Annotated in this window: 17 protein-coding genes; all 17 read left to right on the top strand. The window is 44.3% G+C overall.

Going from position 1 to position 25560, the window contains the following annotated elements; genetic code table 11:
- Positions 1-8 precede the first annotated feature (8 nt).
- Complete coding sequence (locus NST74_RS19885; RefSeq protein ID WP_341114027.1) at positions 9-1448, top strand: N-acetylmuramoyl-L-alanine amidase; 1440 nt, start codon at positions 9-11, stop codon at positions 1446-1448.
- Positions 1449-1563: 115 nt separating this feature from the next.
- Complete coding sequence (locus NST74_RS19880; protein WP_076119748.1) at positions 1564-2223, top strand: GerMN domain-containing protein; 660 nt, start codon at positions 1564-1566, stop codon at positions 2221-2223.
- A gap of 87 nt (positions 2224-2310) precedes the next feature.
- Complete coding sequence (locus NST74_RS19875) at positions 2311-5040, top strand: S-layer homology domain-containing protein (protein WP_341114025.1); 2730 nt, start codon at positions 2311-2313, stop codon at positions 5038-5040.
- Positions 5041-5257: 217 nt separating this feature from the next.
- On the top strand, positions 5258-5938 hold the full coding sequence (gene nth, locus NST74_RS19870) for an endonuclease III (protein ID WP_341114024.1): 681 nt from the start codon (positions 5258-5260) through the stop codon (positions 5936-5938).
- Between the two features lie 25 nt (positions 5939-5963).
- A complete protein-coding gene (locus NST74_RS19865) occupies positions 5964-6230 on the top strand; it encodes a hypothetical protein (protein ID WP_042129455.1) in 267 nt (88 codons plus the stop codon).
- Positions 6231-6643: 413 nt separating this feature from the next.
- Positions 6644-10330 (top strand): dynamin family protein, encoded by a 3687-nt coding sequence (locus NST74_RS19860; RefSeq protein ID WP_341114022.1) that lies wholly within the window; start codon positions 6644-6646, stop codon positions 10328-10330.
- 149 nt (positions 10331-10479) lie between these two features.
- Positions 10480-11670 (top strand): formate-dependent phosphoribosylglycinamide formyltransferase, encoded by a 1191-nt coding sequence (gene purT, locus NST74_RS19855; RefSeq protein ID WP_341115936.1) that lies wholly within the window; start codon positions 10480-10482, stop codon positions 11668-11670.
- Positions 11660-12124, top strand: coding sequence for a GNAT family N-acetyltransferase (locus NST74_RS19850; RefSeq protein ID WP_231573317.1), 465 nt, complete (start codon positions 11660-11662; stop codon positions 12122-12124). The genes purT and NST74_RS19850 overlap by 11 nt, the downstream gene beginning before the upstream one ends.
- A 400-nt stretch (positions 12125-12524) precedes the next feature.
- Positions 12525-14177 (top strand): response regulator, encoded by a 1653-nt coding sequence (locus NST74_RS19845; RefSeq protein WP_076119745.1) that lies wholly within the window; start codon positions 12525-12527, stop codon positions 14175-14177.
- A gap of 2 nt (positions 14178-14179) precedes the next feature.
- On the top strand, positions 14180-16009 hold the full coding sequence (locus tag NST74_RS19840; protein ID WP_042129447.1) for a sensor histidine kinase: 1830 nt from the start codon (positions 14180-14182) through the stop codon (positions 16007-16009).
- The gene (locus tag NST74_RS19835; protein WP_341114019.1) at positions 16006-17028 is read left to right on the top strand and encodes a substrate-binding domain-containing protein; all 1023 of its coding nucleotides are present in this window, start codon (positions 16006-16008) and stop codon (positions 17026-17028) included. The genes NST74_RS19840 and NST74_RS19835 overlap by 4 nt, the downstream gene beginning before the upstream one ends.
- Before the next feature lie 257 nt (positions 17029-17285).
- Positions 17286-18368, top strand: a complete 1083-nt coding sequence (locus NST74_RS19830; protein ID WP_341114018.1) for a galactose ABC transporter substrate-binding protein — start codon at positions 17286-17288, stop codon at positions 18366-18368.
- Between the two features lie 144 nt (positions 18369-18512).
- Positions 18513-20024: a sugar ABC transporter ATP-binding protein gene (locus tag NST74_RS19825; RefSeq protein WP_341114017.1), complete on the top strand. Its 1512-nt coding sequence runs from the start codon at positions 18513-18515 to the stop codon at positions 20022-20024.
- A gap of 93 nt (positions 20025-20117) precedes the next feature.
- Positions 20118-21125, top strand: coding sequence for a galactose/methyl galactoside ABC transporter permease MglC (mglC, locus tag NST74_RS19820; RefSeq protein WP_042129441.1), 1008 nt, complete (start codon positions 20118-20120; stop codon positions 21123-21125).
- Between the two features lie 370 nt (positions 21126-21495).
- Entirely contained in the window at positions 21496-23460 is a 1965-nt protein-coding gene (locus NST74_RS19815) for a WG repeat-containing protein (RefSeq protein ID WP_341114016.1), read from the top strand.
- Positions 23461-23717: 257 nt separating this feature from the next.
- On the top strand, positions 23718-24473 hold the full coding sequence (locus tag NST74_RS19810; RefSeq protein ID WP_341114014.1) for a CAP domain-containing protein: 756 nt from the start codon (positions 23718-23720) through the stop codon (positions 24471-24473).
- A 249-nt stretch (positions 24474-24722) separates the two neighbouring features.
- On the top strand, positions 24723-25559 hold the full coding sequence (locus NST74_RS19805) for a GDSL-type esterase/lipase family protein (RefSeq protein ID WP_341114013.1): 837 nt from the start codon (positions 24723-24725) through the stop codon (positions 25557-25559).
- The last annotated feature ends 1 nt before the right edge of the window (position 25560 follow it).

Below are 25560 nucleotides of genomic sequence, written 5' to 3'. Positions count from 1 at the left end.
GGTGAAGAATGAAGAAATTCAGTTTGATGTTGTTTTTGTTGCTCTTAGTTTTTGTTTTGCCTGAGAACGGACATGCTGCTGCCGGGAATAGTAAGATTTATCTGGACGGCAAGGAGCTGACTGCAGGGCAAAATGTCCCGGTTGAGAATGTGAATGATACAATCATGGTGCCGTTAAGGTTGATCTCTGAAAGCCTTGGATATAACGTGGGATGGGATCAGAAGAGCAAAACGGTAACGATTGAACAGCAAGGAAAGGTCATCAAACTGGTTGTGAATCAAAAGACAGCCTCAGTTGATGACAAGACATTAACGCTTACCTCGGCACCAATCCTTCGTAGTAATACGACACTTGTACCGATTCGATTCATAAGTGAACAGTTTGGATTGAATGTCTCGTGGGACAACGTGAAGAAGAGTGTATATCTTATTACCCCAGGATCCTCAAATGATAACGGTAGTTCTGGTGGAAATACTGAAAATGGTGGATCTGAGGTTGTACCCCCAGTAGATCCTTCTAAGAATTTAACGATGGTAAATGGTGTGAGTTTTAGTGAAAATCGTTTGAGTATTGCAATAGAGGGTAATTCAGCACCGAAAGTGACGGCGATGACTGGACCGGATCGGTTAGTGGTTGATTTTCCTAATGCTACTTTCTCCGATCTGTTCGGAACTGGACAAGTTCTTGACCCTGACCTGAATGGTAAACTGGAAGTAACGGATTATCCTGATGTTTCTGGAGTGCGTTATTCTCTTTACAACACTAACCCTTATACAGTACGTTTTGTGATCGATTTGAATCATCCTAAAAATTATAACGTAAGCGTTTCTGGCACCGATTCTAAGCTGGTCATCATTGATCTGAATGCAGAAGATACGGGAGATACTTCAACACAGCCAGGTAAGGACGGTAAGAAGCTTGTAGTACTGGATGCAGGGCACGGAGCTAAGGATTCTGGAGCAGTTGGAGTCACTGGCAAATACGAGAAGAATTTTAATTTAGCTATAGTGCTTAAGGCAGCTGCTTTGCTTAAAAAAGAGAGTAATATCGACGTTGTGTTGACGCGTAGTGACGATACTTTCTTGGAACTTAAGGATCGTGCGGCAATGGCTAATAATTTAAAGGCAGACCTATTTATTTCTGTACATGCCAATAGTTCAGGATCCTCGGCGGCAAGTGGAACAGAAACTTATTATCAACGGGAAGCCAGTAAGGCATTGGCGAACGTGATGCATAAATATCTTGTTCAAGCTACAGGACTTAGCGATCGCGGTGTACGTTACGGTAATTTCCATGTAATTCGTGAAACGAAAATGCCTGCAGTTTTACTTGAAGTAGGGTACCTGAGTAACAAAAAAGATGAGGCGTTGCTCTTTACAGATGCACTTCAAAATAAAGTTGCTGCTTCAATGGTGAGTGGAATTAAGGAATATTTGGGTATAAAATAACAGACCAGTGGCAGACGAGCGCCGCAAAGTCAGCTTTCTGCTTTTGTTTTTAAAAGGCAAGAAGTGGTTTTGCGGTACCTGTCTGCCCGTATTCATCTAGAGGAGGCGTTTATTAATGATGAAACAAAAATGGACTATGGTTGGGGTTGCCGCGCTGCTCCTGCTAGTGATCGCTGGCTGTGGAGACAAGCCTACAGCAGCTCCAGCAAACGGTGTGGAGACAGATAGTACTAATGTTGTAAGCGGTGCTGGAGAAAGTACTCCGGCTCCAAGTGAAGATCCAGGAAACGAAGTGGCTAGCACTCCGCAACCGACAGCAGACAATACTAGTGCAGAAACCCAGCCTACTGCGAAGCCAGTAGCAGATGAGAAGCAAAAACAGAGTCTGAGTATAGAAGCTTATTATACGAATTCACAAGTTATGGATCTGATTCCTGCTAAGACTAGCATTAGCTTCTCTGACGATGCCCAGAAATATACAGAGACATTCAAAGCATTGCAAAGTAACGAGAATACTGAGCTTGTATCGTTATGGGGTAAGATTGAGCTGAAATCGTTAAAGTTTGTGGATGGTCAAATTGTGATGGATATTCATAAACCGGATGAAGCACAGCTGGGTGCTGGTGGGGAGTCCTTAGCGATTTCTTCACTTGCCAAAACCTATTTTCAATTTGATGAAGTGAAAAGTATCGAAGTTTTGGTAGACGGTGAAAAGGTTGAAAGCTTGATGGGTCATGTGGACCTAATGCATCCTATGACTAGAGATAATAGCTAATTGTTATTACAACAAAGGAATACAGCATCTAACTGACGAACTTTAAGGTATACTATTTATTTGTGTCACAGAGAGGGGAATAATCTATTGTCCGCGCAAAAAAGGTCAAAACGTCCATTGAAGACTTATTCTACTAAAGCAGTATCGGCTGTTATGGCTGGTGCCATGATTTTTGGCGGCACAAGCGCAGTGTTTGCAGATACAGCAACGACAGCAGCAACAACCACAACACAATCTGTAGGCATTTTTAGCGATGTGAAAACAGGCTTCTGGGCTGAAAAGCATATTTATAAACTTGCATCACAAGGAATTGTGGTTGGTAATAATGGTTTGTTCCGCCCTGGCGATTCTGTAACTCAACAAGAAGCTGTGCTTATGGCATTACGTTTTATGAAGTTGCAGGATAAAGTGGATACTTCTTCAACAGTTGCCTTACCTAATGATTTTAAGGTTACGAATTATTACAAGGATTATGTAGTGTTGGCCTTTCAACAAGGCCTGCTTGATAAGGCAACCGAAATGGCTCCAGATAATCTGAAGACTTCTTGGGGAGAGCGTAAAGCGTCCCGCGAATGGATTGCTGAACTCCTAATTCGTGCACTAGGAAAAACTGCAGATGCAGCCGTAGCAGCTAGTGAGCCGACAGGTTTTGCGGATGATGCTAAAGTGTCTGCAAACAAAAAAGGCTACATCAACGTTGCTGTTGATCTGAAACTAGCCAATGGTCTTGATGGTAATCGCTTTGATCCACAAGGGGCTGTGACCCGTGCTCAATTGGCAACCTTTTTCAGCCGTGCGGAAGCTCACAATACGGTTGAATATGACAACACGGTATCAGGAACAATCAGTCAATTAGCAGATGGAAAACTATCCGTTTATAACAATGGAAAGACTTCTACATATAACCTGGGAGCGAGCACCGCTTATTACACAAGCGCTTCTGAAAGTAGAATAAATCTAAGTGATATCCAACCTTACACAAAGGTTACTGTAATTGGAGCGACATATAACGCAGCTTATGTTGAAGTGACAGACCCTACACAACAAGTGGAGAGCCTTTCCGGAAACTTCGCAATGGTAGCACCTGGTAATAAGCTATGGCTGAAATCAGCTACTGGGTTCACAGAATATTACTACGATGAAACGACTACCTTTGTAGATCCGAATGGGACTTCAATTGAACCTGCTTCGCTGGTAGCAGACAGCATAGTTACGTTACAGCGTGAAACTTATAGCGGTTCACATAAAGTGGTCAACGTTCAAGTGACTTCAGGCGTTGTTAACAAAACGACGACAGGTACCGTTCAAAGCATAGATCTTACTGGGAAAAGCATTACGTTTAAAAATGCTGCTGGTACGGTGGAAACCTTTAAATGGGAAGATGGCACTTCATTATTCAGCTCGCAATCATCAGTACTGCAGCCAGCAGATTTAAAGACAGGTGCTGCTGTTAAATATACGATTAAGGAAAACGTGATACGTACTGTAGAAGTGACAGAGGGTGTTGAACGGACAGTTCAAGGTGTACTTACGGAACTGAGCAATTCAACAGTTGTTTATAAAAAAACGGACGGAACACTTGAAGTTAAACTGTTAGGCACGAAGCCGGTGATTGTTATTCCGAATATGAATAGCGCCGTGGCTGATGATCTTATAGCTGATAAAGTAGGTGGGGACAAAATTCAGCTTACGCTAAACAGCAGTGACCAGGTCACAAAAATTGAAGTGTTAAGTCGTCAAATTGAGCAGTATAGTGGAGCGACGGTTATTGACTATAATACAAAAACACAGCTGTTGACAGTTCTGGATGTTGATAAAAAGGCACATGTCGTTCAGTTGGATGAAAAAACAAAATTGTTGATTGAAGGCGTACTTCCTAACTTAACGAATGCCGGTACGAAACTTGTTGAGAACCGTAAAGTAAATTTAACGGCAATAGGTCAACGGGCTTTGTCTTTGGAAATTGTCACAAAGTACGAAGGAACTTTGTCTGCTGTTAATACTACTTCTAGAACAATTGTATTGAAGCTTAAAGATGGCGGGCAAACTATAACACTGCCATATCCACAATTAGTTGATCTTTTTGGGAAGACTAATCCATCCTTAAGTGATGTCCCTGTTGGTAGTAATGTGACAGCCTCACTGACAACTAGTCAGGATCTCATTGCAATATTGAAAGTAAAGACCGTTCTTCAGGTTGAAGCAGCAACTGTTAATTCTGGAACCAACCGTGTAAGCATTAAGTGGAACGGGGGGACCAGTGAAATTAATACTGCGGCGCTTCCAATAACTAATGAAGCCGGTGAGAGCATTAAGATAACCGCTTTGAAATCAGGAGATTATCTGAATGTGACTTTTGATGGAAGCGCACCGCTCTCTATTCAGGCCGTCAAGCTTACAACAGGTCAGATTAGTTCAGTAGGAGCAGCAACCAATAGCTTAATTGTGAAGGAGTATGCTGGAGCAGCACAAAACTTTACTGTAGGTGGAGTTAGAATCATACGTGATGGTGCGACAACAACGGCTCTTAGTAACTTAACAACAGCGGACAGAGTGGAGATTCGGAAAGATACGGATGGAGTGACAGTCATTCGAGTGTTACCACAGTTAACTCGTTCATTCTCTCGCTTTGACAGTACGACGAACTCATTGGTGACGAAGAGAGCAAATCTGAACGATAAGTATCAGTTCACTCTCGCTTCAAATGTATATATTCATCAAGGAGATACGACATTGTCCGTGCAATCTCTGAAAGAAAATGATAATATTATAATGTATTTCAATAATGATATCGTGGTTGAAATTGTGAAACAATAGTAGCAATGGTGGATTTCCGAGTGAATCACCGTCTTGACACAGGAGCTTTGCCTGCGTCAAGACGTTTTTTTTGAAATATAAGAAAGTTTAAGAGTTGTATTTTCTTGAAATGTATGAAACCATACGTTATAATACAGACTTTGCTTATATTTCTTTACATTAGAGGACACGCTCGTGTAAGTTTTACTGAGCGTAATCGCTCCGTGGAGGGGACACTATGAAAGTTGCAGAGGTCCGCCACATCTTGGATACGATTGGAGACTTGTTCCCTGATGCACATTGCGAGCTCAATCACAGTAATGCTTTTGAATTAACGATAGCGGTACTGTTGTCAGCCCAATGTACGGATGCAACGGTGAACAAAGTGACCGAGGACCTGTTCCAAAAGTACAAAGCCCCCATCGATTATATTTCTGTACCGCTGGAGGAATTGGAGGGGGATATCCGGCGCATCGGCTTATATCGTAACAAAGCTAAGCATATCCAAAGCCTATGCTCTATACTCATAGAACGGTATAGTGGCGAGGTGCCTGAGGCTCATGACTTGCTTGTAACGTTGCCCGGTGTAGGTCGTAAAACCGCAAACGTAGTAGTATCCAACGCTTTTGGAGTTCCTGCCATTGCAGTGGACACGCATGTGGAGAGGGTTGCCAAACGACTTGCGCTAGCAGGCTGGAAAGATTCTGTGCTGGAAGTGGAAAAGAAGCTGATGAAGGCTGTGCCACGTGACGAATGGACGATCACTCATCACCGGCTTATCTTTTTCGGACGATATCACTGCAAGGCACAGAACCCAAAATGTCAAGTTTGTCCGCTCCTTGATGTATGTCGAGAGGGCAAAAAACGTATGAAAACAGCGGTTGTCAGGAAAGCTAAAGATCATACGTCAAAAAGTTAGAGTTGAAGAAGAGGATGGGATAGAGATGAAATGCATTTCTGTATACACAGATAATTTTGAAGTGTTCTCTGATATTTTTGATCGCGTAGTGGAAAGCCCACTCGAAGAGAACGAAGAGCAAGAAGTAGAAGGTATCACGATCAGTCATTCCGGTGACGTTCCTGAACACTATTTTGAGCGTATGTCAGTGAAACCTGAGGTTGTCGTAATGAGAGATAAATCTCGTGGGTTGACTATTCTGCAGCACGGAAAAGTATTCGAAATTCTGTTACCTGTTTCGGAAACTGCATAAGTTAAAAAATGTTAAAAGGAGTCAGCCCTCAGGCTGGCTCCTTTTTTTGTTGCTTACTATTTAGCGATAATAGCAGAAAGATGTTTGAATAACCTCATTTCGTAAGAGATGATAGGTTATTTTGTAAGTAGTGTGTATTTAATTTGTGTCAAACTGGTGATAAACTGTAATTATTATTTATAAAAAAAGGTTTCGCATGACATCTCAGAAATTACACCGTTATAAACATTGTATAAATTTAAATGCTTTCAGTGTCCTTATAAGGACGGCAAGCGTTTAAGCGAGAAATATAAGGATAATGAATAGTGTGAAACATATACTTTCTTATATTTTAAAAATGAGTCTGATTTCGTATTCTTGAATGGGTAATATTCAAAGCATGATTAGATGGTAACAGTGGAGGTGGAGAGTCAGTGAGAGCGGAACAGGTTAGCATTCAGAAAGAGACATTAAATGAAACAGCATCGCTGCTTTTCCAGTTGCGTAGATTAATGCATCGCTGGGGCGATGAGGGATCTGAACGTATATATGAAGATTTACAGCATAAAGAGGATGGGAATGAACTGACCCTTGCTTTTTGCGGGCATTTTTCGGCAGGGAAATCCAGTATGATCAATCTCCTATGCGGCAGTTCCGTGCTGCCTTCGGGACCTGTGCCGACTAGTGCCAATATTGTCTCTATTCGCAGTGGAGTTCCGCGAGTGCTTATTTATCCTAGGGTTGAAGGAAGTGAAAATGAACCTTCACCTATAGAGACAACTCCAGAAAGATTACAGGAATACTGTCGAAACGGTGGCGAATATTCCGCGATTGAGGTATGGAATGAGATACCGCTGCTAGGTAAGGATGGCGTTTTATTGGATACACCTGGTGTAGATTCGACGGATGATGGTCATCAGGCGGCGACTCGTTCCGCGCTGCATTTAGCGGATGTTGTATTTTATGTAATGGATTATAACCATGTACAGTCAGAGAATAATTTGGCCTTTGCCAAAAATCTTAGCGACTGGGGTAAACCGTTGTATCTGATCGTTAATCAGATCGACAAGCACAGGGAACAAGAAATTTCTATTGAGGAATATAAACGTCAACTTGAAAATGCTTTTGAACAATGGGGGATTCATTGTGCTGGAATTCTGTTCACCTCTCTCAAAAAGAAAGAGCATCCACTTAATCATTGGGATCATCTACTCATCCTAATAACCGAACTATTGGAACAAAAGGAGCAACTACTTCAATATAGCCTATCTCGTTCCATCCATCATACAGCGGACGCTTCTTTAACTGCATTCCGTGAAGATCAGCAGGAGGAGAAAGCAGCTCTCCTTGAAGAATTGGAAGGTACGAATGCAGAGACGGTGACGGAGGAACTGAAGTCGCTAGAAGAAGAGCAGAAACAACTCGAGGAGTTGCCTCAGCAGTCGCGATCGAGCTTGCGAACGGGTCTCGACACCTTACTGAATAATGCTAATCTAATGCCTGCGGATGTAAGAGAGGCATCAGGAAACTATATCGAGAGTGCCAGCCCTACGTTTCGGTTAGGGTTTTTCTCTACGGCTGCGCGGCGGGAGAAGGAACAAAGTAAACGACTGGCAGTCTGGCAAGGACTGTTGACCCGAGAGATTTCCGCTCAGCTGGAATGGCATTTGATTCAGCTGGTTCGTGATTGGGCGGAGAGTCTCGGGTTGTGGGAGGAGGAGGCGGAGACGACTCTGAAGCAAGGGTTCCCGGCGGTGAGCCAGGAGTGGCTGGCGGCTGCAGTTAAGCCGGGAACGGGGAATAGCGGCGAGGCGCTGCTCAATTTCTGCCGCACCCTTGCGGCTGATATTAAGAGCCAGTTCCGCCGTGCCGCGCTAGCGGTGAGCGATGAGCTGTTAGCGAAGCTGCCACCGCTCATGGATGAGCGGCGCGCGGAACTCCAGCGCCGAGAACAAGCTCTTGCGCGGCAGTCGCGCGCCGTAGCCGCGCTAGCCGCCCTGGACCGCGCGGCTGACGCCCGCGCGCACGAGCTCGCGGCGCTGCTGCCGCCGCGCCGGCCCCTCACCCCCGGCATCCTGCCGGAGGTGAGGGTCACCCCGCGTGCGGCCGCGCAAAGCGCCGCACCGCGGGAGGTCCAGCCGCCGCAAAGCGTAGCGGCTGGAAGTGCCGCCGCCGCAAGCTGGGCGGCGGGAACGGCTTCGCCGGCGGGCGGACGCCGCCGGCTATCGGTAGCCGCTGACGCGCTGGCGGCTGCGGCAGAGCTGCTGCGCCGCGAGCCTGCGATGGCATCGGCGGCGCGGAGTCTGGCCGCACGGGCGGAGGATCTCGCCGGCGGCCGCTTTACCCTCGCGCTGTTCGGGGCGTTCAGCGCGGGTAAGTCCTCCTTCGCCAACGCTTTGCTCGGCGAAGAAGTGCTGCCCGTGTCTCCACATCCCGCCACGGCTGCGGTCAACCGCATATTGGCGCCGGAAGGTGACTTCCGTCATGCCAGCGCGGTTGTAACGATGAAGACCATGGCAGATTTCTGGGATGACATCTGCCATTCGTTCAATGTGCTGCAGCTGGGTGAACCACAGCAGAACTCATGGACAACAGTACTTGCAAGCTTGCCTGCAAGAGGAATTCATCCGTCTGCGTTGCCCCATGCTGGATTTCTACGGGCAGCAGCGGCTGGCTGGGCAGAAGCCGAGCCTTTGCTTGGAACAGTTCGAACTGTGGATCTGGAAGAATACCGAAGCCTTGTAGCCGAGGAAACTCGGGCCTGCTTTGTACAGGGGATTGATTTGTATTATGCCTGTCCCTTGACCGAAAGCGGGATTGTACTCGTGGATACACCAGGAGCCGATTCGTTGCATGCCCGTCATACCGGCGTAACCTTTAATTACATGAAAAATGCGGACGCAATATGTTTTGTTACCTACTACAACCACGCCTTTTCAAAAGCAGATCGAGGTTTGCTAGCACAGCTGGGCCGTATTAAAGATAGCTTTGCACTTGATAAAATGTTCTTTATTATCAATGCTTCCGATCTTGCTTCTAGTGAAGATGAATTGGAAGAGGTACGAGAGCATGTCGCTCAAAATTTACGTGCAGGTGGCTTACGTTCGCCGAGAATTTATGCGCTCTCTAGCTTGCTGGCTCTGGAAGGTAAAACTCAGCATAATTATGAACGCTATGAGGCTTCCCGTTTCCATCATTTCGAGCAAGCCTTATCCAGCTTTGCGGGAGAGGAACTTCCTCAGCTTTCACTTAATGCAGCTGCAGAGAGTATTGCATCTGTTCGCCGCAGGGCGGAAGAGTGGCAGAATCTCGCTTCCATGGCGGCAAACGAGCGCGAAGCAGGATTAAAAGAAATGCAAGAACGTCGTCAATTAGCATTGAAACGGCTATCCCTATTGGAGACAGAAGAACGTCCTGGTAGAGATCTAGTACATGAAGGAGAGGAGCTGATCTATCATGTGTGTCAGCGGATTAGCTTCTCCTTCACCAGAAATTTTCAGGAGTCTTTCCACCCCTCCTTGCTGCGTGAGGATGCAGGAAATTTAAAAGCTATCTTCGCTGCATGTGGTGCAGAGCTGATGCGTACCACTCAGCGTGAATTGGAGCAAGAGCTATGGGCGACAACGCTGCGACTGGAGAATACAGGGCGCAGTCTTGTTCATGAAGCTGCCGAAGCGGCTGCTGCTGAGCTGCGCTTCTCTACGCAGGAGTTTCAGCTGATGGAGAATGAAGAAACGGCATGGCCATCTCCTAGTGAGCTGGAATGTCAGCTTCAGTCCGTGGAATGGTCAACCTTATGGGGACATTTTAAATCACCCCGCTACTTCTTTGAAGGCGCTGGCCGGGAGCAAGTCAAAGGTGCGGCTGAGCCTCTTGTGAAAGAAGCTGTTAATGTTGCGGCGGCAGAGCAGAAGAAAAAATTACTTGCACATTATGTCGAATGCATTGCCAATGAATTAAAGGCCGCTTCAGAACATCTTCAAGAAGGGATGGCGGAGCAAGAGAAAGCGATGCTGGATCTCCTTAAAGGAGGTGAGTCCGCAGATCATTGGGGCCAGTTAGGTCACCAATTATCTCTCTTGGAACAATCTTTTGTTGATAGATTGGACAAAAATCTTTGAAATTTGTAGGAAATTGTCGAAGAACACTTGCAATCTGGCGTATGATGGATGAAAATAAAGAAGCCTGAAAATATACAAAGAAACTGTTCCGTTTTCAGAAATTTATGGAAACGAGATAGTCAATTTGCCGAAAGAGGTTGAAATCGACAATGTGGGGAGCTCCTTTTTCAGCTCAAAGCCGCAAGCTGCTGCTGCTGGGCAGCGGGGAACTGGGTAAGGAAGTCATAATCGAAGCTCAACGTCTTGGCGTAGAGACCGTAGCTGTAGACCGTTATAGCGATGCACCAGCGATGGGTGTAGCTCATCGTTCACATGTTATTGATATGCTGGATGCAGAGGCGCTTAAAACGCTTATTCGCTCAGAAAAACCGGATGTTATTGTTCCGGAAATTGAAGCAATTGCCACTCATGCTCTTCAAGAGCTTGAAGAGGAAGGTTTCTTCGTTGTTCCGACCGCACGAGCGGCTCGTCTGACCATGGACAGAGAAGGCATTCGCCGACTTGCTGCTGAAGAACTTGGATTGCCAACAGCGGATTATCGTTTTGCAGATAGTCTGGAAGAGCTGCATCAAGCCGTTGCAGAACTAGGCACTCCTTGTGTCATCAAGCCAATTATGAGTTCTTCTGGCAAAGGGCAAAGTGTTTGTAAAAGACCAGAGGATGCGGAAGAGTGCTGGAACACTGCTTTGGATGGAGCTAGAGCCAAAGGAACGCGTGTGATCGTGGAAGCCTTTGTTACCTTTGAGAGCGAGATTACACTCTTGACGGTAAGGTCCGTGTCTGGCACGATATTTTGTCCGCCTATTGGCCATATTCAGAAAGATGGAGATTATGTCGAATCATGGCAGCCTCACTTTATGAAGCCGGAACTACTAGATGAGGCTCAGTCTATTGCCAAAGCAGTTACGGATCAGCTCGGAGGATTCGGTATTTTTGGAGTGGAACTTTTCTTGACGGATCAAGGCGTATTGTTTAGTGAAGTGTCACCCAGACCTCATGATACAGGGATGGTGACGATGGCGACGCAGGATTTATCTCAATTTGCAGTGCATGTCAGAGCTATTCTTGGATTTCCAGTCCAGTCAGTTCAATTACTGACACCAGGTGCCTCAGCAACGCTGAAGGCTGAAGGAGAAGGACGAGCTTTTGTTGTGACTGGAATTGGTGAAGCTTTGGAGTTACCTAGGACTCAGGTTCGGGTATTTGGTAAACCAGAAGTCCGTCCTGGGCGGCGGATGGCAGTGGCGTTAAGTGCGTCTGAAGATGTGGAAATCGCGCGGACGGTAGCCAAGCAGGCAGCGTCTATGCTAAAAGTGGAGGTAAATGAGGATGAACAGTAGTACCATGGCACCTGTACTGGAAATTCGCAAATGCGGCTTGAATGATCTGGAGAGAGTTACAGCGCTTCTGCGGGAATTCGGCTATCCAACAACGCTTAGCGTGATGAAAGAGAGACTCGAAAGCATGGAGAATAACCATCTCCAATGCACACTTGTTGCAGAACTAAACAATGAAGTTGTGGGAATGGTCGGTCTTAGACAGGTAATCTCTTATTACAAACAAACAGATTGTATCACTGAGATTACTGCACTTATCGTATCAGAAGAACTCAGAGGAAACGGACTCGGTAAAAGACTTGTGGCCGCAGCAGAAGAATGGGCACGTGAGCAAGGTTGCTGTCAGCTCTTCTTGAGAAGTGGTAACCGCGTAGAGCGCGCACCGGCACATGCTTTTTATCGTCATTTAGGTTTCGAAAAGACAGCAGGCTATCGCTTTAACAAAGCGTTGCTATAATACTTATAGGTTCCGATCATCCCCATCCCAGCTACGGCGGGATGGTTTTTTTTACGTAAATACAAGGATCGATCAAGGATATAAACATGAAAAAAGCACATTTTTTTATAATACGGAGATCGCTAAAGCAGTAATTCCTGAGAATCTGAAGTAGTTCTTGCTATGAAGTAGCTTTCAAGTCACTTCATCCCCTCATATCTTTTATATCCCTCTGACTACGTGTTTCATAACCCTAGCCATATCTTTCATATCTCCCCAACTAGCACATTGTAGTCATAAGACAGACTCTTTTAGTTTTTAGTAAATCGATTTAAATAACTAACCATAGATGGAATAGTTTGAATCATATAGAATGAATTTTATGACAGTTAAATAAATCGTTTCCAAAGAGGGATGAGAAATGTACAAGTTAATTCTTGCTGAGGATGAAGAAGATGTTAGAGAAGGGGTCATCGGGCAGATTGATTGGGAGCACTACGGTTTCGAAATTGTAGAACAGGCGGAGAATGGACGGGAGGCAGCGGATGCGATTGATCGTTTGCTCCCAGATGTGGTTGTGACGGATATTCAAATGCCTTTTATGAACGGGCTGCAGCTGGCGGAATGGATTCGCGAACGGCATCCCAATACCAAGATCATTATTTTGACAGGGTATGATGAATTTGAATATGCGCAGAAGGCGATTAAACTGCAAATCGACGAGTATATTTTGAAACCGTTTTCTTCACAGGAGTTGATTGATGTTCTGCTTAAGGTCAGAGCCACTATAGAGGCTGAAATTGCAGAGAAGGAGAATGTTTTTGTACTCAGTGAGCATTATCGAAAAAGTCTGCCTGTGCTGCGTGAGCAGTTTTTATCTTCACTAGTATCACGCAAGTTACGAATGATTGAAATAGACGAAAAAAGTTCGGAATACGGAATAGATCTACATGGGAAATGGTTCCAAGCCTCGGTAATTAGTGTGGATTATATACGTCCAGAGCGGGAAACGGTTAGCCTTAACGCAGGAAAGCAAATTTCTTTGCGAGATACGGGAGAGAGAAATTTACAGCTCTTCGCTGTGCTCAATATTGCAGAAGAATTATGTAATAAGCATAATTTTGGCAGGGTTTTTATCCATCGTGATGAGGTGGTGCTTCTTTCCATTTGTGATGCAGGAGAAGAAACTGAAATTACGGGGAAAACTTTTGAAATTCTAGAAGAAATCCGCCACAATGTGCAGCGGTTTCTTAAGCTAACGGTAACCGCTGGTTCTGGAACGGTTTGTCATTCGCCTGCTATGCTATTTAATTCCTTTGGAGATGCCATGCAAGCGTTAGATTATCGTCTCATTCTTGGCAATAACAGAGTCATTTGGATCGAGGATGTGGAGTCACGTTCGAATACACTCTTGGCCTATGATGAATTGACCCAGCAGTCCTTAATCCGAACGATTAAGATGGGAACCGTCCAGGAGCTTAAAGAGGTCGTGGAGGAGTTATTTGGCGGATTGAATGCTGAGCAGGTATCTACTCAGGATTATCAGATTTTTTTGCTGGAGATTATTACATCTATCCTGCGTGTAGCCAAAGAGTCCGGTAGTGATGCTGCTAAGTTCGTTGGATCTGGCATTTCCTCATTAACTGAGATGAATAAATTTAATAGTATGAGTGAAGCCAAACAATGGATTATTACGATCTGCAGCCGGCTAATGGACTCCATTGCCTTAGAACGCCAATCTAGCTATAAGCTGCTTATTGATGAAGCTAAAGAATACATCCGTAGCCATTATGAGGAATCGGATATTTCTATCGGAAAGGTCTGTCAGCATTTACATATCAGTACGGGTTATTTTAGCAGTATTTTTAAGAAGGAAATGAAGATGACTTTCGTTAGTTATCTCTTGCAAATCCGATTAGAGGCAGCAAAGGAACTTTTACGCTCCACGGAACTGAAGGCTTTTGAAATCGCCGAGAAAATTGGCTTTGCTGATCCTAACTATTTCAGCTTTTGCTTTCGTAAAAAATATGGCCAGTCTCCCAAAGAGTATAAAAACAGCTCCAGAGGAGGGTAGCCATGCGGCAAGAAAAGTCCTATTCTTTTCGACTGCGGCCGCAGCATCCAAAAGGGGGGAAACGTCGATTGTCCTCCAAGCTGCGGAGCATTCAAGTGACGATTACGCTCACTTTTACATCTGTCGCCGTACTTGTAGCCGTCGTTGTCAGTCTTATGCTGTATAACAAGTTTGCGAAGACAGCTGAAGAGAATGCCAATATGAATATGCAGCAGATTATTGAGCAAGTGAACTACAATTTGGAGCTTTATGTTAAAGGGATGCGGAATATTTTTGAAACCGCAGAAGATCAAATAACGAATAGTCCCTCCGTGGACTCCGCTTTACTGATGGAAAGAATGGCTATGTTAATGGGAAGTAGAGAGGATCTTGTTTCTGCAGCAGTTTTTACCCCACAGGGGAAATACGTTGTGGGCACAGCAGGACAGAAGTTGCGCAGCAACACACAGTTAGAAACCCAGAGTTGGTTTACTACGGCCAAAAGAACGTCTGAGATCTCTTATTCAGCGCCCCATATTCAGAACTTGTTTAAAGGTCAATACATATGGGTCGTGTCGATCAGTAAACTCATTCAATATCAGGAAAAGGGAGTATTAAAAACGGGTATCCTGCTGATGGATTTTAACTTTCGCACCATAGATGAGCTGAGCAAGCAGGTTAAGCTTGGTAAAAGAGGATACGCTTACATCCTCGATCAATTAGGCAACATTGTGTATCATCCGCAGCAGCAGCTTATTTATGCTGGCTTAAAGTATGAGAATGTGGAGCCGGTACTGGAATATGCTTACCGTAGCTATTTGGATGAGTCTACCGGTGAAAAACGTTTTATCACAGTGCGTACGCTGGAACAGACCGGATGGAAAATAGTCGGAGTTGCTTATTATGACGAGATAGTAACCACCAAGCGAGATCTGAACACCTTCTTATCCTGGTTCCTAGCGGTAGTTATTTTATGTGTAATTATCGTATCTGTCTTTTTATCTGCGCGAATTGCCCGCCCGATCCGTAAGCTGGAACGGACACTTCAGCAGGTAGGCGAAGGGGATCTTAATACTCGAATCGATGTGAGCGGTGCGTATGAGGTAGAGCAGTTGTCCAAACGGTTTAACCTCATGCTGCAGCGAATCCGTCAATTGATGGATCAAATTATTTATGAACAAGAAACGAAACGCAAGGGTGAGCTTGAAGTCCTGCAATCCCAGATTAATCCACACTTCTTGTACAATACCTTGAACTCTGTGATCCGGCTTGCTGAGCGTGGTAAGACGGAGGAGGTCGTCACAATGATTCAGTCCTTATCGAAGTTTTTCCGTATAAGCCTAAGCAAAGGCAATAATATGATTACCGTGCAGGAAGAGCTGGATCATATTCGTCATTATCTCGTCATACAAAGCTTCCGTTTTAAAAATAAGTTCCGTTATGAGATCATTGCGCAGGATGAAGTGCTGCAGTGTCAGACGATTAAGCTGATTTTGCAGCCGATTGTAGAGAATGCCTTGTATCACGGAATAGAAATGATGCCTGATGAAGGTTTTATCTCTATCCAAGCGGAACTGAAGGACAATCTTGTCATCATACGGATTAGTGATAATGGACTAGGAATGTCCAAGGAGACTATGAAGGTTATTTTGACAGGTGGCAGTAAAAGTATGAGCGGTTCCGGGGTAGGCGTAAGAAATGTGAACGAGCGGATTGAGCTGTACTATGGCCGAGAATATGGTCTTTCTTTTGAAAGTGAAATTGAAGAAGGCACTACGGTTACCCTTATCTTTCCGGCACTCGCAAAAGGCGAAGGCAATGAAGGGCTTAAGGAGGATGAGACATCGTCATGAAAACCTTTCGTTTTTGGCTAACCTTGTTAATGTGTGCGGTGTTATGGACTACGGTTTCTTCTTGTTTTAATTCAGCGCCCAATTACATCAATACAAATAAGACCCGTAATATTCATCTTATTGTGAAAATGAACAGGGGTGACTACTGGAATACGGTTAAATTGGGGGCAGAAGCTGCAGCGCAGGAATTTAACGTGAAATTAACCTTCAAAGCTCCGGACTCTGAGAGTGATATCACAGAACAGGTGAAAATGGTGCAGGATTCTATTAATGAAAAAGCAGATGTGATTATTTTAGCTGCAAGTAGTTATATGGGGCTTGCACAGGTTGTAGATCAGGCGGCTTATTCCAAAATCCCTGTCATATCCGTAGATGCGGAAGTAGGTTCAGCAAGAGTAAGGACATATATTGGCTCGAACGGCTATGAAGCGGGTCAAAAATCTGCAGAAAGATTGATCAAGCTGTTGAAAGGATACGGCGAGGTGGGCATTATTAATTTCACCAATTCAACTCAGAGTGAGAAACAGGATTCTTCCAGCGGAATTGAATATGGTGCTAGAGATGCAGAGGAACGGGAGAAGGGATTCTTAAATTATACGGCCCGTTATCCAAACATACAGGTGGTTGAGATTTCATACACGACCTCTAGCATTAAGGATGCAGAAGAACTTACGCAGCTAATGCTGCTGAAGCACCCGAATTTACGGGGAATTGCGAGTCTGAATGAAACTGCTTCACAGGGTGCGGCAATGGCGATCCAGAGCCGGGGGCTGCAAAATATTAAAATGGTTGCCTTTGATAGCTCCCCCTCCATGATGGAATTGCTGCAGGATGGTACTGTTCAAGCAACCGTCATCCAAAACCCTTTTAGTAACGGGTATTTAGCTGTAAAACATGCCGTTGAAGTGATCGAAGGAATCGATGTGCCAGAACGTGTAGATACAGGAACAAAACTAATTGATTTGGACAATATGTTGTGGCCTGAGAATCAAAAGCTGTTATTTCCGTTCGTTAGATAGGAGCTATTTTGAGCATATACGATTTGTGAAACGGATACCATCCTTGAATGGGGCGGTATTCGTTTTTTTTAGAATATAAGAAAGTATAAATTTTTAATGAAAATCATCCTTATATTTCTTTACGGGTTCATTAGAATTTTTATATTAATGAGTAGGATTTTATATTCGCAAGCGTTTTCAGGTGAGGCATAATATGGATGTACCCGAGACGATCAGGGGCAAACAAAAAAGAAGTATAAATAGGAGGTCAATGAATAATGAAAAAAATCACTTCCGTGCTATTAGCTAGTGCTTTACTGGGTGCTGCTCTGACAGGCTGTGGTGGCAACAACAATACTACTAATAGTGCTGCAGGCAATGATAAGGCTACTAATGCTCCAAAGACTGAGAACTCAGGTACTGCAACAGAAACTCCTAAAGTTGGGGTCGCCATATACAAATTTGACGATACCTTTATGACAGGTGTTCGTAACGCCATCGATAGTGCTGCTAAAGGCATTGCTACAGTAGATATCGTAGATAGCCAAAATTCACAGCCAACACAAAATGACAAGGTTGATTTATTCATCACTAAAAAATATAACGGGATGCTGATTAACCCAGTTGACCGTACAGCTGCTGGCGTCATTATCGAAAAAGCTAAAACAGCTAACATTCCGGTAGTATTCCTGAACCGTGAACCGCTTCCTGAAGATATGAAGAAATGGGATAAAGTTTATTATGTAGGTGCTAAAGCAGAAGAATCCGGCACAATGTCCGGCCAACTGATTGTTGACTACTGGAAAGCACATCCTGAAGCAGATAAGAACGGCGACGGTGTTCTCCAATATGTAATGCTAAAAGGTGAACCAGGACACCAAGATGCTGAGCTTCGTACTACTTACTCTATCCAAGCTATCGAAGATGCAGGAATCAAGGTGGAGAAACTGGCTGAAGATACAGCCATGTGGGATCGCGTAAAAGGACAAGAAAAAATGGCTGCATTCCTTGGCTCCCACGGCGATAAAATCGAAGCTGTTCTTGCTAATAACGACGATATGGCCCTCGGTGCAATCGAAGCTCTAAAAGCTTCAGGCTACTTCACGGGTGACAAATTTATGCCGGTAGTAGGTGTAGACGCAACTGCTCCTGCGATTCAAGCGCTGGAAGATGGAACAATGCTCGGTACGGTGCTGAACGATGCGAATAACCAAGGTAAAGCTGCTATCACAGTTGCTGCTTTGCTTGCTAAAGGTGAAACACCTACGAAAGACAATGTAGGTTTTGATATCACTGATAACCAATACGTATGGATTTCCTACAAAAAGATTACGAAAGACAACATAGCTGACGCTAAGTAATTACCTCGGCTACAGCGTTATTCATGATTATATGGCAGCACGGGGAGCGGATAACCGCTCCTCGGTATTTCTTTTAGGCAGGGAACAGGATGGAACCGCTGTGCCTCTCATAAAAAAGAAAAAAAGCGTAGGGGGCGTAACAACATGGAAAAAGCTGAGTTTTTGCTGGAAATGAACAATATTACTAAAGAATTCCCCGGCGTCAAAGCGCTGGATGATGTTAGTTTAAAGGTCAGACCGGGTTCGGTTCATGCACTTATGGGCGAGAACGGTGCAGGTAAGTCCACACTCATGAAATGCCTTTTTGGTATTTATTCACCGGATGCCGGTGAGATTTTTTTGGATGGTGAGAAGGCTTCCATCAACAGTTCCAATGATGCGTTAAAAAGCGGTATCTCAATGATTCACCAGGAGCTGCACCCCGTGCCGTTCCGAAGTGTTATGGAGAATATCTGGCTAGGACGTTTTCCTACGAAGGGAATCGGACCGATTCAGTTTATCGACCATAAGAAAATGTACACTGACACGGAAAATTTGTTTAAAGATCTGGATATTGATCTGAATCCTGAGACTTTAGTGGGTAAGCTGTCTGTATCCAAAATCCAATCCATTGAAATTGCGAAGGCTGTCTCTTTTCACTCCCGAGTTATTGTAATGGATGAACCCACTTCTTCCTTAACCAGTGTGGAGGTGGAACATTTATTCCGGATCATACGGGACCTCAGAAGTAGAGGCGTAGCTATTATCTATATATCTCACAAAATGGAAGAGATTCTTGCAATCTCTGACGAAGTTACTATTATGCGTGACGGTAAAAAAATTGGTACTTGGCCAGCGGAGGAATTAACTACAGATCTCATCATTTCCAAAATGGTGGGTCGTGATTTAACGAATCGATTCCCAGAACGTTCTAACGTACCTGGCGAAGTATACATGAAGGTGGAAGGGTTAACCTCTCCGGAGGAAAGATCCTTTAAAGATGTATCTTTTGAATTAAGACGAGGTGAGGTCCTAGGGATTGGTGGTCTGGTCGGTGCCCAGAGAACCGAGGTTATTGAGGCATTGTTCGGTCTGCGAGCCTTGAAATCCGGAACGATCTCTATTAAAGGCAAGAAGGTTAATATCAATTCTCCGAAGGATGCGAAGAAACACGGAATGGCTCTGCTTACCGAAGAGCGTCGTGTAACAGGCATATTTCCAGTTTTGTCTGTTCACGAGAATGGTGCAATCGCTAATCTACATCGTTACCAGAAGCTTCTTCTTCTACTAGATGGAAAAAAGAAGAAAGTGGAAGTCGATAAAATGATTGAAAAATTACGTACCAAAACGCCAACAACCAAAACGCTAATCATGAATCTTTCCGGTGGGAATCAGCAAAAGGTGTTACTTGCCAGATGGCTGCTGACTGAGCCCGAAATCCTGCTTCTGGACGAGCCGACTCGTGGTATCGACGTAGGGGCTAAATTCGAGATTTACTCCATTATTACCGACTTGGCCCAGCAAGGGAAGAGTATCATAATGATCTCCTCTGAAATGCCGGAGCTGCTCGGAATGTCTGACCGCGTAATGGTCATGTCGGAAGGTAGACTCACCGGTATACTAGAAGGCGAGCAAGCTACGGAAACCGAAGTTATGCGTCTCGCTGCACAGCATTAGGATAGGAATGTACTGATAGTTTTGCTAGGCGAAACTAGATTTGGTTTACGAAGAGAGCTACTCTTCGCGTAACTTTAAGGAGGAACACTACTAATGAACGTTAAAAGAACTCAAACCTTTATTACGCAAAATGCCATTTATATTGTATTGGTACTTCTGATTATGGGTATTGCTTTATACGAACCGGCCTTTATCTCTGTAAATACTTTACGAGACATATTAATCCAATCGTCCACGCGGATTATTATCGCGCTTGGTGTTGCCTTTATCCTTATTACGGCAGGTACTGACTTGTCCGCTGGGCGTGTGGTTGGTTTCACGGCAGTTATCTCTGCCTCCATGCTGCAAATTCCGGACTATTCCCGGCGCTTTTTCCCTGATCTGCCGCAGGTGCAAGTATGGCTTCCAATCCTTATAGCTATTATAGCTGGTCTTCTCTGCGGACTCATAAACGGTATTGTCGTTTCCAAACTGCATGTTCCGCCGTTTATAGCAACACTGGGCACGATGGTTATTGTTTATGGTTTAAACTCACTGTACTTCGATATGGATCCTAACCAATCTCAGCCGATTGGCGGTCTGCGTCCTGATTTCACTAAAATCGGTTCTGGCTTTATAGGAAGCGGCCAATACTCAATTCCGTATATCGTGCTGATAGCCTTGGGTGTCGCCGCCATTGTGTGGGTGGTATTCAATAAAACCAAGCTGGGCAAGAACATGTATGCGATTGGCGGAAACATGCAGGCAGCTAAAGTATCCGGTATCGATGTTTCTAAGAATCTGATTTATATCTATGCAATTGCTGGTGCCCTTTATGGTCTGGCAGGTGTTCTGGAAGCTGCTAGAACAGGTGGAGCAACAAATAACTACGGTAACATGTATGAGCTTGATGCCATTGCAGCTTGCGTAGTGGGTGGTGTATCTACAACCGGGGGTATCGGTACTGTACCGGGTGTTCTAGTGGGGGTTATCATCTTTACTCTCATTAACTACGGTCTGACCTTTATCGGTATTAGCCCGTACTATCAATTGATTATCAAAGGTTTGATCATCATAGCCGCGGTCGCATTTGATATGCGGAAGTACTCTTCGAAGAAGTAGCTTGGTTTGATGATCGTGTAGAAGTCTGTGAACTAAATCGATCATTTCATTACTCTTATAAAGGGCTGAAGAAGCGTTTGCTAGTAATAGGCAAATGCTTTTTGGCATGTCTATTTCATTGCTAACTAGTGCTAGTCTTCTCCATGACTCAGAACCTCAATCGCGCTTCTATACTAACCTAATGTCTCTTACATTACTACACGGCCCTCCTCATGCCATTCTCGCAACTTGATCATCCGGTACCACGCATCACCCCACCTCGGCGAACCAGTCTCGCACACTCACCCCATATCACCAATATCAAAAGCACATAAACCAACATTCTCCCATATTCTATAGGCAAATGCCTTTGTTAAAGGGGAGCGACTGGATGTTAAGAATAAGGTTAAATGAGCTGGGGAAAGGGAATGAAAATGGACCGTTACAGGCGGATGTATGGAGATGGGACGGTATTGGCTGGAACGAATATATTACACAGCAAGATGAAGATTTCATACGCACGGAAGAGGAGCTATTCGTCACAATCCCAGCAGAGGCGGGATTATATCGTGTTGACTACTCCAATAAGCCATATGAGACGCCTTACGTATTACCGGAGTGGGTTGACGACGATTTAAGGAATACTGGGCTACATCCGGCGCCTTTTAATCTTAAAGAGGGTACGCTCTGGGGATATATTAATGACGAAGGTCGCGCCCAGATTGAACCTAGATACGAATATGCTGAGGAGTTTCAGAAGAATGGGTTAGCAATAGTGCAGCGAAAAAACAGTAGCGGACTGATTGATAGCTCTGGACGGGAGCGGGTAAAGCCCATTTACTCGTTTATAGCCCCTTTTTCAGAAGGACGCGCAGTGGTGTCTGATGCGAAGGGGTACACATTTATCGATGAAAAAGGTAAAGAAGTGACTCCAGCCCGTTATGATTATCTGAACTCATTGCATGAGGGATTGGCATTATTTTCAAAACAAAATACGACCGGCGGTCAATCGCTATATGGGTACGTAGATGCGCAAGGCAAAGAGGTATTGCCTGCCATTTATGTGGACGCCAATGATTTTATGAATGGTATGGCTTTGGTTAAGATAAAAGAGGGAGAGTATGCACTCATCGACCCTGAAGGCAATATTCTGTATACGTACAATCATCCTTTCGTAGGGAGTCCTGGTGATGGGCTACTCGCTTATCAAGCAACTGTGAACGGTAGGTACGGATATTTGAACACGGATGGTACGGTAGCAATTCAGCCACAATTCACTTCCGCGTTACCTTTCTCGGAGGGGCGTGCAGTGGTGAATACCGCTGAGAACTATGGTAACGCCTACGGGCTGATTGATAAACAAGGAAGAATGATCATCCCCGCAAAATATTATGAAGTCCTGCAGCTTGGTGAAGGCAGAGCAGCCATAGGAACACCAATATTCCCTAGTCAACCTTATCGAGGCTCACGCTACATTATCGCCGATGCAGAGACAGGAGCGATTCTGAGCAATCATACCCTGCTTGGTGTGAATAATTATCAGGACGGACTGGCGTCTGTGTATGATGCTAAGGAGACTTTTTTTATAGATCGAACCGGAAAAAGAGCAGCTCAGCCTCCAGTCATCCAAGGAACCGGAACGCTTACCCTTAGCGGACGCTTAATTAGAGCAGATATAGATCAACGTACAGCTTATTATGACCGTCAAGGCAAGCAAATTTGGAGGCAAAATGGCGTCATTCCACTGAGACCTCCTTATTCCGTTGTGGAGAAGAAATACAAACCGAACAGAGATTATCTGGTCTACTATCCGGTTGTTGAGGGAATTGCCAGTGCGGAAGTTTCAAGAGAGGTAAATGATAAGCTGCGCAAGCTGTCACTTGCTGAAGATGCTGGTAATGGTGGAGCAGCACAGGATTTCAGTTATAATGGTGATTTTTCAGTATCCTTTTTCCGCAAAAACCTACTAGTGCTGGAGTTAACGGGTTACCGTTATCCTTTTGGAGCAGCCCATGGCATGCCTACCAAAATCTATACACATACTAATCTACGTAACGGAAGGTTCTATAAGCTGGGTGATCTGTTCAAGCCAGGAAGTAGATACGTGGAGAAGCTAAGTAAAATCGTAGGGAAGCAGATTGAAAACGATCCTCAGTACTCTTATGTTTTTCCGGATACGTATAAAGGAATTACCTCAGATCAGCCTTTCTTTGTAGATAATGAGGCTTTGTATCTTTACTTCGCACCATATGAGATAGCTCCTTATTCTGCAGGTTTTCCTACTTTCCGAATTCCATATGCAGAAATTATGGGACTTATCTCTACGGAGGGTGAATTTTGGCAGTCGTTTCACTAGGTACCTGATACACTTAAGCATACAGAAGTCGCTATTCTCTCGAGAATGGCGACTTTTTTTGCTTTTTAATGCCGATATCGAATGAATTCAGGCTCGGAAAACTTACAGATAAGACTATTAAATGTTAAAAATTAGAAGAGCACAGCTGATAGATTTATGCTACAATGACTGAGGAACAAATTACAACTTTGTAACATTTGTAGCTGGTCACTCTAAGCAGGAACATATATTACACACAAGAAAGAGGAGATGGCAGAATGAAGAATAAGAGATTAAGAGCAATTATTGGTGGTAGTGTAGCAGCTGTTATGGCACTTAGTATTTCTCTTCCACTCGAAGCGAATGCAGCCTCAACTGAAGTAACAGTCATTAAATCAGGAACTAGCTATGAGCAAGTTTTACAATATTTAAAACAAGCTAACCTACAGGGACTCCCTATTTTTAATAGCACAATCGTGGTGTCCAAGCCTCAAACTGGAACGGTTCCAAATAAAGATACATCCACCGGAACTCCGGTTACTAAGCCTTCGGATACAACTACTGTGACTAAGCCTGTAACTAAGCCTTCGGATACAACTACTGTAACTAAACCTGTGACTAAACCGACAGAGACTACACCAAGTACCGGTGCTGTGAGCAATAAAGAAACTTATGTTCAGCAGATCGTAACGTTGGTAAATAAAGAACGTGCGGCAGCTGGTCTGAAGCCCGTTTCTGGATTGGACAGCCTTCATAAAGTAGCTGCTACAAAAGCTACGGATATGCGCACGAACAACTATTTCTCACACACTTCACCTACGTATGGTTCACCTTTTGACATGATGAAATCCTTTGGGATCACTTATAACGCTGCAGGTGAGAACATCGCTATGGGTCAAAAAACACCAGAAGAAGTAATGAAAGCATGGATGAATAGTCCGGGTCACCGCGCTAATATTTTGAATGCTAACTTCAATTATATCGGTGTAGGTTATGACAATAACTACTGGGTTCAAGAATTTATCGGTAAATAAGTAAATTAACCATTACTGTAATCAAACGTTCTCCGAAGAAAATCGGGGAACGTTTTTTTGTGTCGGAGCTCTAATCACCAAATTTTTTCGAGGATTTTCAAGTCTTTATTTGGATTAAGAATGCGGAGCAGCAGGATTTATTTCTATTTTAGACATTTGCAAAAGCGGTATGGAAGATTTATGTTTATGTACATAGTTAAGATCTTTGTAAAATGTGGAACAATACATAATAGAACGGCACACGGAGGGATGGCTTTGAATGATTCAAATTGGACATGGCGCACGATCAGCCTGATTTCCATAATAACAACAATAATTCTAATTGTAGGTTTAGTTTATGCGGTCAAAGACATCATTTATCCGGTTGGAGAAGCGTCAGAGACAAACTTGCCACAGCAAACAGCCGCTCCAGTGACGGAGACGACTAAGAAGCTAAAGGTTGTTGCTCTCGGAGATTCGCTAGCCAAGGGAACTGGTGATAACACCGGAGAAGGATTTGTTAAGCGCACGGTTAGTGGTTTATCCGCTAAAGGTATCGAAGTTGATTTTTTAGGGAACATGGGGATCAATGGTTTGACTACTGCAGGATTGCAAAGCAAGCTGGAAGAAGATGGAGTGGATTACGCACTGCACATGGCGAATGTCATTCTGCTCTCGATCGGAGGGAATGATTTATTCAAGGACTCGAACATTTTGCAGAATAGCGGCGCGCTTCAGAGTGAATCCACAACGGATCAAGAGCTAACGCCAGAGTCATTGCTCGCAGCCCTTCCCGAAGCAGCAGCCAGATTGGGTAAGGTTCTTGAGAAGATCATGGAGATCAATCCGAACGCTCAAATTTATTATATGGGGTTATATAACCCTTTTGGAGATATCCCAGATCTACTTGTACCAGGTAATCAGGCGGTTACGAAGTGGAATAATGCAGCTATGGAAATTATTAATAAGCACAGCAATATGACCTTGGTTCCTACCTTTGATTTGTTTAACAAGCACTTGGACAAATATTTATCAACAGATCATTTTCATCCGAATGGGGATGGATATCAGCGAATCGGAGAGCGATTCATTCAGGCTATACACTAGA

The organism is Paenibacillus sp. FSL F4-0125 (genome assembly GCF_038008565.1).
Classification (GTDB): Bacteria; Bacillota; Bacilli; order Paenibacillales; family Paenibacillaceae; genus Paenibacillus_AQ.
Note: the sequence above shows the minus strand (reverse complement) of the source record. Positions and strands in the feature narration are given on the sequence as shown.